Source organism: Peribacillus sp. FSL R5-0717 (assembly GCF_038002945.1).
Classification (GTDB): Bacteria; Bacillota; Bacilli; order Bacillales; family DSM-1321; genus Peribacillus; species Peribacillus frigoritolerans.
Window position 1 is genome coordinate 680,439 of record NZ_JBBOOF010000001.1, and the last position, 15,956, is coordinate 696,394.

The following is a 15,956-nucleotide window of genomic DNA, read 5'->3' on the forward strand; positions in this document are numbered from 1 at the left end:
CCAGATTGCCAGAGGGCAGTATGGGATCACGTATTCATTTGGCTTTTAATGAGCCAGGCTGCACCTATTACCCCTGCATCATTGCCTAGAGTGGCCAGGCTGATTTTCGTTGATTTACTAACCCGTTTGAATGCATACTTTCCGAATGCAGAACGGACAGTATCAAGCAAAATGTCTCCCGCTTGTGAAACGCCGCCGCCAATGACGATTTTATCTGGATTCATGACATTCCCAACATGTGATAGTGCCAACCCCAAGTAATTGCCTACCTTATCCACCACAGCTTTGGACAAGGGATCACCTGCTGCGGCGCATTGGAATAACAGTTTGGAAGTAACCGTATTCCCCTCTTCTACTTTTTGCTGAAGCAATGACTTTTCATCGGCGGCATCCAAGGCTTCTAAAGCCATACGGACGATTCCCGTTGCCGAAGCAACCGTTTCCAAACAACCAGTCTTGCCGCAATTGCATGGTGCCCCTCCGTCCGTTACGACCGTTATATGGCCTACTTCCCCAGCAGCTCCACTGGTACCATGGACGATTTGGCCATTATGGATGATTCCGCCTCCTACACCCGTTCCCAGAGTGACACAAACGAGGTCTTTGGCTCCATTACCGGCACCTTTCCACATTTCTCCCAAAGCTGCCATATTGGCATCATTATCGATCACAGCTGGAAGAGCTGTCTCCACCTCCAATAAATCTTTTAAAGGATAGTCCTTCCAGCCAAGATTGACGGCTTCATATATGGAACCGTTAACAAATTTCACAGGACCGGGAGCACCCATTCCTATCCCCACTATCTTACTCTTCGGTTCATTAAGTTCCACGAGCTTCGCATCGATTGCCTTGGCTATGTTAATCGTAATGTATTTTCCCTTTTCGGAGATGTCCGTGCTGATTTCCCATTTATGAATGATCTCGCCGTATAAATTGATTAAAGCCAGTTTGGTAGTTGTACCGCCTAAATCCACACCCATCAGCCACTTTTCCATCATTCTCACCTTTTTTATCAATTTTTTTTCTGTTTTTCCCTTTCAAGAGACAATTGCTGCCTGATTAAAAGAATCGCCATTTGATAATCTTTCGTATCCATCATCTGCATACGGTGGAGTTCCCTTATTTCGGTCTCCATCAGTTCAAGCTCGGCTAAGCGATCGCCAATATAGATAAATGTACCAAATCTTTTCAAGTATTGTTGAAGATCATAATATGTTTTCATAGTAAACCTCTTTACTCTTTTCTTTAGGAAAGTATATCGAATCAGCACCTCTGTAACAAGCGCCCATTTCCTCTTTTGATAATTTCCCCATCCCCCTCATACATGTCCAACTGTATTCATATGATGAAATATCATGAATGTGGACTCCTTTGATGATTTAACAGCTTAATGTTTTTAAAACCATTCATCACGCGTGAAAACGGAGGGGAAAAATGAAAGTACAATTGAAGTATACCGTCTTTTTGGTTTTAACCACCATTTTTGTCATCCTTTATTTATCAAATCATAAACGGACAGAGGAAACCATCATTTTTTTTCCCATCGATTCCTCGCTCCATTTTGAACATGCTTCCACCCACCTGACACCTAAAGGTACCGGGGATTCCACCTATACCATCACTTGGAGGGTGGATTCTACGTTGGACCAGCCTGCTTACTTACGTCAGGATGTATCGCTTTTATACAAAAATGGAAAATTGGCAGGGGCTTTAAAAAATTGGCGCCAAAATAAACAAGAACTCTCTCAAAAAGCGAAATATAAAGAATCCGAGAGTGGGCGTTATGAAGCTGTAACGTTTCATTATGCCGAGGTCCATCCAAGTGACACCATTTTCACCAGTGCCCAGCAGCTCAGTAAAGATAAACTCTATACAGTAACGACACCGGTTTTTCAATTTTTCCACCGCCCCCTTTCAGAAGAACAGATTCAGTGGAAAAAAACGCTGGACGGCTTGACAGATCAAACGGTTCGAAATGGTTTGGAGAAAGCCGGGCAAGCCTTTCAGGTCAATCTTGATCAGTACAAAATCATTTCTTTAACAGATCTGCCTTCAAAGAAAAACCAATGGCTTGCTGCCTTCCCCCAATTCAAACGGGAAGAAATTGTGGGAAAACTATGGGAAGGACTATACAAAAATTATGTGTTGGGAGTAAAAAAGGAGGATGGCACCACTGTGAGTCCACAAGGTAGCACCATCCCCCTATTGCTTATGACGAAGAATCAAAGGGAAATACTTGTCTTGTTTACCCTGAAAGACGGTACTCCAATCATGCTGCGTCAAGAGTTATAGTTGCTTTTCGATTTCTTCCAGTAGTTTAGTGTATGACTTATTATCCGGGGCAAGCTCAATAGCCTTATCAGCTTGCTCTTTAGCTTGGTCGAATAATTCGAGATTCATGTAGACCAAGGCAAGATTGTAATGGGCTTCATGCAAGTCCGGATTACTTTCAATCGCTTTTTCATAATAACCCTTTGCCTTGTATATGTCCTTTTTATCAAAAGATAAATTTCCGAGCATAAAGAGCGATAGCGGTGCATCAGGATTTGAATCCACATATTTGAATAGCATCTCTTCCGCCTTATCCTCATCATCATCATCAATATACTTTTGGGCCAGCATTGCCATGGTATTATCATCGATAGCTGCACTTTCCTGATGATTGAAACCAAATTGCAGAAGGGAATAGGTCAGTATTAGCGTCCCGATCAGAAAAGCCAGCTGCCGAAGGATATTCTTGGATTTTGGCAGATGTACCACTCCAGCAGCCAAAAACCCACCGATCAAACCTCCGATATGCCCTGCATTGTCAATTCCCGAAACGCTGAAACCATATATTAAGTTAATGATGATCAACACGATCACCGATGAGCCCATCGAGCGCATGAATAATTTCGGATAGACGATGCCAAAGTACAAAAGTGCCCCAAAACAGCCAAAAATGGCTCCGCTCGCACCTGCGGAAAGATTCGGGGTCATGATGAAGCTGCCTAGAGTTCCAGCGAAACCAGCGAATATATAGATGAAAAGGAACCTGGCATTACCATAAATCCTTTCAACTTCAGCACCAATCAAATACAGCGAAAATGTATTCATCAGTAAATGAATGAACCCAATATGGACGATCATCGGTGTAAAGAACCTCCACCATTCCCCTTGGATGATATAAGGGGAAAATTTAGCGCCAAACTCAATCAAAGTCTTGGAATTGGTGCTGCCCCCATTAAACTCCATCAAGATGAACACTGCTATTTGTACCGCCATGAATATATATGTAAAGAATGGCTTATTGGCATTTTGAAATACCTTCTGTTCGGCCTTAGCCTTTTTGACTGACTCCGAGATGGCGTTCTTCTTTACTTCAAGAACCTTTTCCTCATCTATTTCATTTTCCTCAAGAACTTGAATTGAAAGTGGTTTTTTCAAAACATGTTCAAGGTTTTGCAACGAATCATGAAAGTTCTCACAAGTTAGAAGGAACGTGTTGACATCCGTCTTTTTAAAGGAGGCCACCCGTGAACTAAAGTCATGATCATCGACCGGGGCGAATTTACTAACATAGATACTTAATATGTTTATGGGCTTTTTATATAATTTCCTTCTGATTCTTTCCCCATTCTGCAATGTTCGCTCGATATCGCGTTTCAGCCAATTAGCCCAATCCAAATCATGGCGGATGAGTCTTATGACTGGAAACTCCTTATTCTTATCGCTCTCAAGCCAAATCTCCTGATGGTTTTCCGTGACTGTGATCATACGATAATCGTAATGGGCAGAAAACTCCCTTATGGTTTCCCAAAAAAAATAATCCTCTTTAAATCCCAATGCCTTCCCCACTTTCCAATGAAACTTAAGCTTCTAAAATTCCTGTTCTTTAATTAAAACTATAGACGAAATCATGTAAAAAGTAAAAAAGGAGACTGTTTTCCCGCTCCTAAAAAATAAAAAAAGGAACCCTCGGTCAGGTTCCCTTTTCAAGATGCCGGCATCCTCATTTGGTCTGAGTGAACATGCTTTGCATCATTTTATCCCTGAACATTGGCATATCCAAGGATTTAGTCACTAGAAATCTTCTCAGTATGCCGTTGGACAGTGCAACATTTATCAGGCGGTACCGGTTTTTGTAACCTGCATAAACAGCTAAACCAACCAAGAAGATTTGAATAATTAATCGAAGCATAACAATCCCTCCTATCAATAGTGTGATACAGGATAGGATTTTTATGAGCTAAAAGTGATAATTAATAAACTTCTTCTTAATGGGCGTACGTGCGTATAACCTTGGATGGGGTAATGAGTTTGCCCACCGCTAGATCATGTACCTCTATCGGGAGTTCATCCATTAATTGGAGCTCGTATGTAAGGGCCAATGTATCACCTCGGTAATTAGATAGGAAACGGTCATAATAACCCCCTCCAAAGCCTAGGCGATACCCTTCCTTGGTAAAAGCAAGGCCGGGTACGATCAATGCGTCCAATTCCTCTTTGCTGGCCTTGGCTGTTTCAGCCACTGGTTCCAGCAATCCGTAATAAACAGACTCGAGCTGATTGAAGGACGAAATTTTTTTGAATTCCATTGTCTTTTTTTCGGGATCACATTTTGGTACAGCCACTACTTTCCCTTCGCTCCATGCTTGTTCGATGATCCGTACCGTTGGGACTTCAGGCGGAATGGAGATGGTGATGCCAATGGTATCAGCATTTTTCCATTCTTCCAAAGCGAATAAGTTTTCAGCGATTCTGGTGGATAGTTCTTCATGTTCCTCTCTAGTCAGCTGCATTAAACGGGACCTAACTTCTTGACGGAGCTTATTCTTGTTTTCTCTCATCTCTTCCGACTCCTTTATTCTACTTCTATCATTATCTCATAATATTTGTCCATTTACGAAAATACGGTGTCGGAAATCGCCGAATCATTCGTGCATTCTGGTGAAAATATTCACTAAAGGAAAGAGAGAAAAGAGGGACTTAAAAAAATGCATAAAAAAAAACAACAGGAAAAATCCTGTTGCTTACTTTGTTTCACGGTGAGTCGTGCTGCGTTTTTCTCTTGAGCAGTATTTTTTAAGCTCAAGACGGTCTGGATTGTTACGTTTATTTTTTTTAGAAATATAGTTACGGTCTCCACATTCAGTGCAAGCTAATGTAATATTCACGCGCATTGTGTATTTCCCTCCAAACATATTGACATTTTCACATAGGACTTTTCTATAATATCATTATTCAATGCGAATTGCTAGTATGTTTTTCGGGAAATCCAACATTACTTTTTCGTATTCTTAATTGTTTACGTTTTGCATCGTCAGGAGGAGTTGATTATTTATAACTTTCGCTTCTTCTTTCGTATCAGCATGAATGACCCAAGCCACAGCTTCCACACATTCTTTCGGTAAGATTTCCGTTTCTAGCGTAAACACACTGGTAACTTCCCCTTTGGCGAGCGGTGAATAAGCCAGGAGACCTTCTTTCAATGATTTGAAGCATCCTTCTTGATAAAGGCTTCCCTTACCTTGGATGCAATATTGAGAGATGCTTTTTCCTTTCACCAATCCCCCCAATAAGGCAATCGATTGAGGGGCTACATGTAAAATCGCCCGTTCATTCGGGCTGTAAAAAGCCACCGCCTGCCTTTCGAAAGCGTTTTCATAGTGAAAAAACACTTTTGGCCGCTTGGTCTCGAATGAGGTATTCCTGATCGTGAACTTCGAAAAGGTCACCTGCCCTTGGGTATACGTCTGTGAAAGTATCCGGATCTCTCCATTAGGATGACTCATCATATCCTCCTCAGGATACCAATCAAAACTCTCATCCATCCATAATCCAGCCTTTAATCCCTTACGAAATAATTCCTGGTTATCCTGTGGCATATACGCGGATAGCGAATTCATATAATCATCCCTTCCCCTTCTTTTATCTTTATATTACTTATCGTTAGGCGCTGACAGTGAAACTATCCACTTTAAATTCTGCACACCATTTTCTTATAGGATCATTGATTTTTAATAATTCAAAATATTTCGTTTTTTCGATTTATTCTATCTTTATGTTAGCACTGAATTGGCTGATGGACAATAAACACATTTTGTCGAATTTTATGTACGTTATCTTTCAAAGGTTTTTTTCCCATTTTCATGCCTAATTTTTTTCCATCAACGACGGTCACATCGCTTTTCGACAATATTTGAAAAAAAACAGACAATAAATGAAGTTTACTGCCTACTTCCGAAAATATAAAAATATGAAAATCCCCAATTTTTTTCGAATATGTGTAAACTATAAGTATATTGTCGAAAATTATCTTCTGAGGTGAAACCATGGAAACAATTATCGTCCTTCTTTTTTCATTAGCGATAAGTCCTTCTCATCATTTCCTTTTTCGGTAAAGATAAAGTTGCCAAATTAGAAGAAGATTTAGAACAGATGACACTAACGTATATGCAGGATATCTACCAATTAAAGAAGAAGGTGAAGATTCTTGAAGAGGAATTCGTTATCCAAGACGACCCTGTTCCCTCTGTAAAGGATCAATCAACTGTCACTTCCAATGATATCGAACCCATACATGAGATTCTAAAAAGCCAGGTTGTATCTTTATATAGTCAAGGTCTCACTTTGGACCAGATCGCTAGACAATCCTCGTTAACGAAGGAACAAACCATTTCAGTGATTGAGCAGCAAAGATTGCGGGGTGAATGAACATGAATAAAGCAAGACTGCAAGGTCTTTCCACCGGCATCATTTTTACAACAACAATCTTTGCTGCCTTTTATTATGGCACCGATAAGTTCGAAGGCACCACTCCCTCTGCGGAGGAAGCTAAGGAATTGCTCGTAAAGAAGGGATTCGTCGTTACACTTCCTACCGAGGAAGCTAAAAAGACCGTCCAACCAAAGGATCCGGATAAGGTTTTAATGGAGAAGGAAGCTTCAACCTATACAATTAAAGTGAAAACGAATATGACCACAGCCGAGATTGCCGATCTCCTTTCCAAGGAAAAAATCATCGATGATGCTGCTGAATTTGAAGCTTACATGAATGACCGGGATTTCTCGAAAAAAATACAAATCGGCGAGTTTGTCGTTACGAATAATATGATATATAGACAATTGGCCAATACATTGACACATTAATGAATAAGAGAGACTTTTAAATGGACTATGTCCGAGAAAAAGCCTCTCTTTTTTCAATTAGAATGGGGTCATTCATTCCTGCTGATATATCTCCCTCTTACCAGGAAGTAAATATTCTCTGCGATATTCGTTGTATGGTCCGCTGTCCTTTCCAAATATCGAGCAATTAGGGAAAGCTGCGTAACCTGCTGAAGGTTTTTTTCATCTGAAAGGCGTAGGAGACTTCGAATCATTTCTCCATAAAAGCGATCAACCTCATCATCCATTTCAATGATTTCTCTTGAAAGAACAACATCTTCCTTCTCAAATGCTTCTATTGAAAGTCGAATCATCTTTAATGTAATATCATGCATCTGCTTTAATGGTGTTAAAGGCAGAATAAATGGCTGGTCACCGATTCGGATCGCCGATTTGGCGATATTTACACCAAAGTCTGCCATCCTTTCAATATCCGAGGCGATTTTTATGGCAGCAATGATACGCCTTAAATCAATCGCAACCGGCTGTTGCTTAGCAATCAGTAAAATCGCAAAGTCATTTATTTCCTCTTCCAGTAAATCAGCTATTGTATCATCATCAATAACTTCAAGAGCCTCATCTACATTATTATTTTCCAGTGCGGCATATGATTTTGATATGGCGCCTGAAGCTAAATTAGCCAACTTCACGATTTTCTCTTGCAGCTCTTTCAATTGAAGCTCGAAATTTTCACGAACGATCATTATCGCATCTCCTTTTCTCTTAACCGAAACGTCCGGTAATGTAATCTTCTGTTCTTTTATCATTCGGATTAGAGAAGATGGTATTTGTATCAGAATATTCGATGACTTCCCCATTTAAGAAGAAGGCTGTTCTATCAGAGATACGTGCTGCCTGCTGCATGTTATGGGTAACGATGATGATGCTGAAATCCTTTTTCAGTTCCTGGACTAATTCTTCTATTTTCAACGTGGATATCGGATCAAGGGCAGAAGTAGGTTCATCCATTAGAATGACATCTGGTTCGATTGCCAAACATCTGGCAATACAAAGACGCTGTTGCTGTCCACCTGAAAGTCCATATGCATTTTCATGCAGACGGTCTTTCACTTCATCCCAAATCGCTGCCCCTTTTAAACTCTTTTCGACAATCTCATCAAGAATTTTTTTATTTTTAATTCCATGGATCTTTGGTCCATATACAACATTTTCATAAATGGATTTAGGAAAAGGATTAGGCTTTTGGAAGACCATCCCCACCTGTGTCCTTAAATCTTCCACCTTATAGGACTGATCAAGGATATTCCTGTTCCTATATTTAATCTGTCCTGTCGTTTTCACATCCGGGACTAGTTCTATCATTCGGTTCAATGTTTTAATATAGGTGGATTTCCCACATCCTGAAGGCCCAATGATGGCCGTCACTTCATTTTGGTGCATATCCAGATTAATATTTTTCAAAGCATGGTTTTCTCCATACCATAAATTAAGATTGGATGTTTCATACACCTTTTCCGTCAAGGCAGCTGATCCGACATTATCGATTTCGATAGCCGGTGACTCTTTTTCTCTCGTTAAGGTCATATTCATGCTTCCTTCCTCCTATCAGTATCTTTTCTGGAATTTATTTCGAATTATAACGGCTATTGAATTCATGAATATTAACAGGATGAGTAAAACGATGATTCCCGCGGCAGCAACCTGCTGGAATTCCTCCTGCGGACGAGATGTCCAATTATAGATTTGCATTGGCAGCACTGTAAATGTATCCATGACCGTTTGAGGTAAAAAGGCGATGAACATTGGTATGCCAACCACCACCAATGGCGCCGTTTCACCGATTGCCCGTGACAAAGCAAGTATTCCTCCAGTTAAAATGCCAGGTATTGCTGCAGGCAGGACCACTTTCAAAATGGTTTGCCACTTTGTTGCACCCATTCCAAACGAAGCTTCCCTTAAATCACGAGGTACGGCACGTATGGCCTCCTGTGCAGCGACTATGATGACCGGGAGAACGAGCAGGCTCATGGTCAGGCCCGCTGCCAATATGGACCGGTCCAAGGCAAGAGCACGAACGAAAACCGTTAAGCCCAATAGTCCAAATACTATTGACGGGACACCTGCCAGATTGGAAATATTCACTTTAATAAAAGTGGTGATCCAATTCTTCCTCGCATATTCCTCTAAATAAATGGCCGTTCCAACACCGAGCAGCAGGGAAACCGGGGCCACCACTACCATCAACCATATTGAACCGATCAGCGCTGCCTTTATACCAGCCTCTTCAGGTTTCCTGGAAGCGAAATTCTGAAGGAAATCCCCATTCAGACTACCAATTCCTTGAGTGAATATCCGATAAAATAAGATGGCCAATACGAGGAGGCCAACCAATGTTGCCAAGAAGAATAATCCTTTACAAATCGTGTTAACAGCAAGCCTAGCAGGCATTTTTTTTGCAACATGACTTTTGTTTATCAGTTTCATGACTTAATATTCCTCCCTGAACTTGCGAGAGATGAACTGCGCCAGTAAATTCATGACAAGCGTAAAGACGAACAGTGTCATTCCAACCGCATATATGCTGTAGTAAATCGTTGTCCCATACCCTGCATCCCCCGAACTGACCTGAACGATATAAGCGGTCATCGTTTGAATCGATGAAGTGACATCCATGCTCATATTTGGGGTCGAGCCACCGGCAACACTCACAATCATGGTTTCCCCGATCGCTCTGGATAAAGCAAGAACGATGGATGCCACAATTCCAGAAATGGCTGCTGGCAATACCACTTTAATTGTCGTTTCAAGTTTCGTTGCTCCTAAAGCATACGCACCTTCGCGAATCGACTTCGGCACTGATACCAGGGCATCTTCCGACAAAGAAGCTATCATCGGCATGATCATGATACCTACGACGATTCCAGGACTCAGGGCATTGAACATGTCAAGGGAAGGAAATAAATCCCGCAAAACCGGTGTTACAAAAGTTAAGGCAAAAAAGCCATAAACGATAGTAGGAATCCCAGCTAAAACTTCTAAAATCGGCTTGATGATTCTCCGTGTTTTCTCTGATGCATATTCACTCAAGAAAATGGCTGTTGCAAGTCCTACTGGAACTGCAACCACCGCTGCTATAACTGTTATCTTCAACGTTCCAACAATAAGGGGCATAATCCCATAGGAAGGTGCAGATGCAAATGGCAGCCATTTAGCTTCCGTAAAAAATTCGATGATGGATACTCTGTCAAAAAAGATGAATGTTTCAAATATAAGGGTCAGGATGATCCCGATTGTAGTAAAAACGGAAATTGCCGCCGTAAGGAACAAAAGTTTAGGCATGACTTTTTCCATATTGATTTTTTTCTTACTTTTCTTTTCCAGAATCATTTGCTGTACAGAATAGGTTTCTGTTTTTCTAAGTTCCAACTTGCATCCTCCATTTCAGACACGCAATATTTGGATTTACAAGCTGTTACCCCCGCCTTAATCGAGTCAAGGCGGGATTTCAATAGCCTGTAATATCGTTTATTTTTCCAATTCTTTTAATTTATCAAGATCTTTCTGGTACTCTTCTTCCGGCAGGCTGATATAACCCACTTCTTCTGCAAGCTCTCCTGCATTTTCAATGACGAATTGAGTATAATCTGCAACTTGTTCTTTTTCAGCTACCGACTTATTAGCTACATATGTGTAAAGTGGACGTGACAATGGTGCATACTCCCCACTTTTAATCGTTTCATGCGTTGGCTCTACAGCACCTTTGCCGTTGTCGATGGAAATGATCTTTAACTTATCTTTATTTTCAGAGTAGTAGGCATAACCGAAGAATCCAATCGCATTTTTATCGCCTTCTACACCTTGTACAAGAACGTTATCGTCTTCTGAAAGCGTAGCATTTTCCACCATTGGTTTTTCTTCAAGGATCACTTCATTGAAATAATCATATGTTCCTGAATCTGTTCCCGGAGAGTAGAATTTAATTTCTTCGTTCGGCCATTCAGGACGTATATCAGACCATTTCTTCACCTTTCCATTATCAATCCACAGTTTTTGAAGTTCTTCAACTGTTAGTGAATCGATGAAATCATTATCTTTATTGGCAACAATTGAAATACCGTCAAATGCCAGTTTCAATTCTGTATATTCAACACCCTTTTCATCAAGTAAGGCACTTTCTTCTTCTTTCACCGGGCGGGATGCATTGGCTAGGTCCGTATCACCAGCGATGAATTTCTTGAATCCCCCACCTGTTCCTGACGCTCCCACTGAAACCTTCACATCAGGCTGTGTAGCCATATATTCTTCCGCAACTGCCTCCATGATCGGAAAGACCGTTGAAGAACCATCCGTAATAACTTCTCCCTTGAGTTGATCTGAAGCCGCTTCATTTCCTTTACCGCCGTTTGAAGTATCATTAGATCCACATCCAGCTGCCACTGCGATTACTCCACCCATTACTGCGGTCATAGCCATAAATTTGAAACGTCTCATTTGTAAATCCCCCTAAGAATTTTATATGAATATTTTGTCCTACTCTCACATCATACTTTCAGACTGTAAATTCCGTTTAAAGCATTTGTAAATATTGAGTAAATAATTGTGTGGTTATTGTAAAGATGTAAGAACAGTGCTGATCCGTTCTTAAAATGCAAAAAAACACGTTTCCGGTTTTACCCAAAAACGTGTTTTTAACCTTTTATTATTCATTTTCCTGGCTTTTTCTAACTTCAGCCTGGTCCTTTTGAACGTCTTTACCATTCTCCACCTTCAAATCGGTCGAGGTTTCGGTATTTTCCTTCTTAGCCCGTTCTTTTTTCAGTTTGAAATAGGTATCCATAATTTCTTCACCTATCTCTTTACTCATGCTGTGGCCTGAATGTCCTTGGTATGCCCACGGCACAACGACCGCAAAAGCGACCTCAGGATTTTTAGCTGGGGCATAACCCACAAGCGTGATGTTCATCGTTTCTTGGGGCTCGCTATAATCCAACCGGTTCGGGCCGTCATAGAATGCTTCCGCCGTCCCGGTTTTAGCTGCCACTGTATACGATTTATTGCCAAAATAGGTATAGGCCGTTCCGCCTTGTTCCATCGCAACTTTATCGAAACCGCTCTGAACACGTTCAATCCATTCATCCTTCATATCAAGATGATTAAGGACAGTCGGTGAAACGTCTTCGGCAACAGGTCCCAATTCCTCATTATTATCAACTGGATCGCGGATTTCCTTAACCATATGCGGCTTCATGCGGTTACCGCCATTAGCAATGGTTGAAACATATTGCACGAGTTGCATCGGTGTGTACGTATCATACTGTCCGATAGCAAGGTCAAGCAGCTTACCTGGAGATGTTTCGGAACCTTTGAACCCGCTCATTTCATTCGGAAGATCAATACCCGTGCGGACTCCCAAGCCAAACTGGGCAAATGAATTCCGCATGGTCGAAAAGGCACTTGAACTAATGTTCAACGGTTCATTCGGCACATAATGCGCACCCGCAATATTAATGGCCGTCCTGAACATATAAACGTTCGAAGATACCTTCAATGCAGTCAAATCATTAATGTTCCCGAAGTCACTATATGAACCTTTGGCCGGTGTACCTTTGATTCTCAACTTCGTATCATAAAAGTACGTACCCGGCTGGATCGCACCTTCCTGATAACCGGTTAAAACGGTAGCGCCTTTAACCGCAGACCCCATCGTATAGGAAGTCGTAATATTTCCTAATGCGAAGTCCTCAATGGAGGATTTCCCCGTTTTTGGGTCCTTCTCATATTTCTTGCCAGCCATCGTCAATACTTCCCCTGTATCGGGATCCATCATGACGACAAAGGCCCTGTCCAAGAATTTGGTGTTACCCATTTTTTTCTTGGCAATCAATTGCTTTTCAATGATTTCCTCTGTTGCAAGCTGTAAATCCATATCAACTGTCAATATAAGATCTTTTCCCCGTGAACCTTCGGTAATCACTTCGGAATCGACGACATTTCCTGATTTATCGGTCACATTCCTTACTTTCGCTTTCTGCCCTTGGAGGATATCTTCATATTGCGCCTCGATATAACTCTTACCTACACGGTCATTCCGGCTGTAATCACGCGCGAGGTAGTAGTTCAGGCTTTCACTAGGCAACCCTTCTTCGGATGAGGAGACTTTACCCAATACAGATTTAAGTGTTTTATTATATGTATAAAAACGATCCCAATCTGTAGATATATCGACCCCTGGAAGAGAATCAAGGTTTTCACTCACCTTGGCGAATTCTTCTTTTGTTACTTCCTTGTTTTTCACAATTTGCGGGGTAAGGGCATATCCGCTTGCAAATTCCCTATAGATGGCAAGAACTTCAAGATCCTTTTCCGAAAGCTTTGTTTCTTCTTCAGTAATCCGATCAATCTGAAGCTTATACAAATCACTTTCTTCCATCTCGCCTTCTTCCACTTTTTTGCGCTCTTTATCGGTAATCTTTTTCTCGGCCAGCTTCGGATTCTTCAAAATCCAAAAATCCTTTTTATCGCGTTCAGTCACTTTGTCTGTTTCCTTTTCAATCAACTTCGCGAGTTTCTCAGCCGTTTCCACCATTTCTGTTTGTTTCGTACCTTGCTTTCGTGTATATGTAATTGCATCCAGTGGTTGGTTATCGACCATAAGTTTTAAATTACGGTCATACATTTTCCCACGGGGCACCGAATTATTCACGGTTACTTCCTCTGTTCTTTCAATCTCACGCCGGTAATCATCACCATAAACAATCTGTACAACACCCAAGCGTAAAATTAAAGCGGAAAACAAAACAAACACTAAAAAGAAAAGAATATTCAATCTGAAAGGCACATGCGTCTTTTTCTTTTTCTTTTTATTCACACTAAGCCACACATCCTTTTACATAGTCATAATAGATCCTATACTATTCTATAGAACATTTGTCTTTTTTTCTACCTTAGTGTTCTAGAAATATTAAACATCTAACGAACTTTACATAAAAAGTGACTTACGGCTCATAAATCCTACAACCGTAAGTCATGTATATTGAAAAGAGGCCTCTAAGGCCTCTTTTCAATCTTGGTCAATGATATCGATTTTCCGTACAAACCAATATATCACGGTATGCCCTGCCCCGACGATCAACAGATAAATCGGCAGTAATTGCTTTAGGTCGAATAACATGACGGAAAGTATGAATCCTGATATGGATACAATCCTTCCAATATGGACGAACAATTCCCGGACAACGATATATTCAATCCTCATTTCCGCTGCTTTCCAAGCCCGGCCTATAATATCATAGGTCAGTGATATATAAGGGACCAAAAGAATAGGATAAGCGGTTGCGACAATTGCCCCATAAATGAGAAGCTTCCCGAATGTGATATCAAATGCAATCAATAAGACCCCTGCATACAACAGGATTCCTCCAATAAGTATCGCCTTTTTGCGCATCGGCTGTTTTATATATCGTGAAGCAAAAAAATACGCAACGAATGATATGGCCGAATTTAACAGACCATAGCTTCCTAAGGCAAGTTCACTATCCGTCTGAATGAAAACGGTAATCGAAATGATGAACATGAATGTGCCCTCTCGTATCCCTTGAAAAAAGTGAGCACGAGTGATCAAGAGCCAATTCCGATTATTTTTCCGTTCCTGCAATATCCTAAAGAAGCAGTACCTGCCATGAGCCGGACGTCTTTTTAACGAAAAGCTAAGAAAAACCGCAATGGAAAACAATAGCAAAGACAGCCCGAATACAATGGAATATCCCGTGAATTTCTCAAGCCTCGAAATGATGAACCCTGAAAGAATCGGACCGACCATTCCCCCAATGGATGATAAAATCCCTAAAAATCCATTGAAGAAATCCCTGGTTTCCGGTTCAGTTATTTCAAAAGTCAAGACATTATAGGCAAGCCAATAAAACCCATAACCAATTCCTAACAGCCCACCAAGCAACCAAAGGAAATCCGTTGCCCGTGTGCCGACCAATAGGACCGATAAATAAAACAGGGCCAAAAAGATAACACCCAGACGCAAAACAATGATTCGGTCAACCTTTTTCGCGAGCCTGCCGGCAAAGACAAAAGTAAGCGGTTGAAAAAGCACCACGGTTAGATTATATACGGCAATATCAACAATTTGACCGGATTGTTTCCACAAGTACACATTAACGAATGTATTGGATAAAGCAATACTTAGGCTGTACAGCCCGCCAATAAACAAAAGGAGGTGCAAATCCTTCTTCCCGCCCGCTTCACCCAACCATCTCTCTAAAATACCCATTGTTTTAACTCTCCTTTAAATTCCACTCTAGTGTTTGAAAAAACAAAAGAATTTATGTAAAAAAAGGTAAAGAAAACTCTTCGATTGGCGATGACAGAGAAGTAGTTGCCCTTATACTGTTTTCTTTAAAATCTTTTCCCTTTAAATCAAGAACAGTATAAAGAAAACTCTTCGATTGGCGAGCCAGGATGGCGATGATAGAGAAGTAGTTGCCCTTATACTGTTTCCTTAAAAGCTCTTTCAAATAAAATCAAGAACAGTATAAAGAAAACTCTTCGACTGGCGAGCCAGGATGGCGATGACAGAGAAGTAGTTGCCCTTATACTGTTTTCTTTAAAATCTTTTCCCTTTAAATCAAGAACAGTATAAAGAAAACTCTTCGATTGGCGAGCCAGGATGGCGATGATAGAGAAGTAGTTGCCCTTATACTGTTTCCTTAAAAGCTCTTTCAAATAAAATCAAGAACAGTATAAAGAAAACTCTTCGACTGGCGAGCCAGGATGGCGATGACAGAGAAGTAGTTGCCCTTATACTGTTTTCTTTAAAATCTTTTCCCTTTAAATCAA

The 15,956-nt window shown here is 40.9% G+C and carries 17 protein-coding genes; 3 read left to right on the forward strand and 14 right to left on the reverse strand.

Annotated elements, in window-relative coordinates; all coding sequences use genetic code 11:
• Positions 1–26 precede the first annotated feature (26 nt).
• Positions 27–998 carry an ROK family glucokinase gene (locus NYE65_RS03340; RefSeq protein WP_057278821.1) on the reverse strand — a complete coding sequence of 324 codons (972 nt, stop codon included), beginning with the start codon at positions 996–998 and terminating at the stop codon, positions 27–29.
• 14 nt (positions 999–1,012) lie between these two features.
• Positions 1,013–1,222 (reverse strand): YqgQ family protein, encoded by a 210-nt coding sequence (locus NYE65_RS03345; protein WP_214773958.1) that lies wholly within the window; start codon positions 1,220–1,222, stop codon positions 1,013–1,015.
• Between the two features lie 212 nt (positions 1,223–1,434).
• Here NYE65_RS03345 and NYE65_RS03350 point away from each other — a divergent pair, with 212 nt between their 5' ends.
• On the forward strand, positions 1,435–2,292 hold the full coding sequence (locus NYE65_RS03350; protein WP_340859855.1) for a hypothetical protein: 858 nt from the start codon (positions 1,435–1,437) through the stop codon (positions 2,290–2,292).
• Here the strand turns inward: NYE65_RS03350 and NYE65_RS03355 are convergent.
• From NYE65_RS03355 to NYE65_RS03375, 5 genes are all read right to left on the reverse strand, one after another.
• Entirely contained in the window at positions 2,287–3,825 is a 1,539-nt protein-coding gene (locus NYE65_RS03355; RefSeq protein WP_340859856.1) for a rhomboid family intramembrane serine protease, read from the reverse strand. The genes NYE65_RS03350 and NYE65_RS03355 overlap by 6 nt on opposite strands.
• Before the next feature lie 166 nt (positions 3,826–3,991).
• The gene (locus tag NYE65_RS03360) at positions 3,992–4,180 is read right to left on the reverse strand and encodes a hypothetical protein (protein WP_034308414.1); all 189 of its coding nucleotides are present in this window, start codon (positions 4,178–4,180) and stop codon (positions 3,992–3,994) included.
• 76 nt (positions 4,181–4,256) lie between these two features.
• Complete coding sequence (locus NYE65_RS03365; RefSeq protein WP_340859857.1) at positions 4,257–4,829, reverse strand: 5-formyltetrahydrofolate cyclo-ligase; 573 nt, start codon at positions 4,827–4,829, stop codon at positions 4,257–4,259.
• 183 nt (positions 4,830–5,012) lie between these two features.
• Complete coding sequence (gene rpmG, locus NYE65_RS03370) at positions 5,013–5,162, reverse strand: 50S ribosomal protein L33 (RefSeq protein WP_028391797.1); 150 nt, start codon at positions 5,160–5,162, stop codon at positions 5,013–5,015.
• 117 nt (positions 5,163–5,279) lie between these two features.
• Complete coding sequence (locus tag NYE65_RS03375) at positions 5,280–5,888, reverse strand: hypothetical protein (protein ID WP_340859858.1); 609 nt, start codon at positions 5,886–5,888, stop codon at positions 5,280–5,282.
• Between the two features lie 532 nt (positions 5,889–6,420).
• On the opposite strand from NYE65_RS03375, the gene NYE65_RS03380 reads away from it, so the two are divergent.
• Positions 6,421–6,696 (forward strand): hypothetical protein, encoded by a 276-nt coding sequence (locus tag NYE65_RS03380; protein WP_340859859.1) that lies wholly within the window; start codon positions 6,421–6,423, stop codon positions 6,694–6,696.
• A gap of 2 nt (positions 6,697–6,698) precedes the next feature.
• Positions 6,699–7,130 carry a hypothetical protein gene (locus NYE65_RS03385; RefSeq protein WP_328176875.1) on the forward strand — a complete coding sequence of 144 codons (432 nt, stop codon included), beginning with the start codon at positions 6,699–6,701 and terminating at the stop codon, positions 7,128–7,130.
• Positions 7,131–7,198: 68 nt separating this feature from the next.
• Here the strand turns inward: NYE65_RS03385 and phoU are convergent, their stop codons facing one another.
• From phoU to NYE65_RS03420, 7 genes are all read right to left on the reverse strand, one after another.
• On the reverse strand, positions 7,199–7,852 hold the full coding sequence (phoU, locus tag NYE65_RS03390) for a phosphate signaling complex protein PhoU (RefSeq protein WP_034308425.1): 654 nt from the start codon (positions 7,850–7,852) through the stop codon (positions 7,199–7,201).
• Positions 7,853–7,871: 19 nt separating this feature from the next.
• Positions 7,872–8,693 (reverse strand): phosphate ABC transporter ATP-binding protein PstB, encoded by an 822-nt coding sequence (gene pstB, locus NYE65_RS03395; RefSeq protein ID WP_048682195.1) that lies wholly within the window; start codon positions 8,691–8,693, stop codon positions 7,872–7,874.
• Positions 8,694–8,714: 21 nt separating this feature from the next.
• Positions 8,715–9,593, reverse strand: coding sequence for a phosphate ABC transporter permease PstA (pstA, locus tag NYE65_RS03400; RefSeq protein ID WP_063590620.1), 879 nt, complete (start codon positions 9,591–9,593; stop codon positions 8,715–8,717).
• Positions 9,594–9,596: 3 nt separating this feature from the next.
• Positions 9,597–10,496, reverse strand: a complete 900-nt coding sequence (gene pstC, locus NYE65_RS03405; protein WP_340862083.1) for a phosphate ABC transporter permease subunit PstC — start codon at positions 10,494–10,496, stop codon at positions 9,597–9,599.
• Between the two features lie 138 nt (positions 10,497–10,634).
• Positions 10,635–11,600 (reverse strand): PstS family phosphate ABC transporter substrate-binding protein, encoded by a 966-nt coding sequence (locus tag NYE65_RS03410; RefSeq protein ID WP_268592779.1) that lies wholly within the window; start codon positions 11,598–11,600, stop codon positions 10,635–10,637.
• A gap of 208 nt (positions 11,601–11,808) precedes the next feature.
• Complete coding sequence (locus tag NYE65_RS03415; protein WP_323602229.1) at positions 11,809–13,977, reverse strand: peptidoglycan D,D-transpeptidase FtsI family protein; 2,169 nt, start codon at positions 13,975–13,977, stop codon at positions 11,809–11,811.
• A 192-nt stretch (positions 13,978–14,169) separates the two neighbouring features.
• Positions 14,170–15,390: an MFS transporter gene (locus tag NYE65_RS03420; RefSeq protein ID WP_034308434.1), complete on the reverse strand. Its 1,221-nt coding sequence runs from the start codon at positions 15,388–15,390 to the stop codon at positions 14,170–14,172.
• Positions 15,391–15,956: the final 566 nt, after the last annotated feature.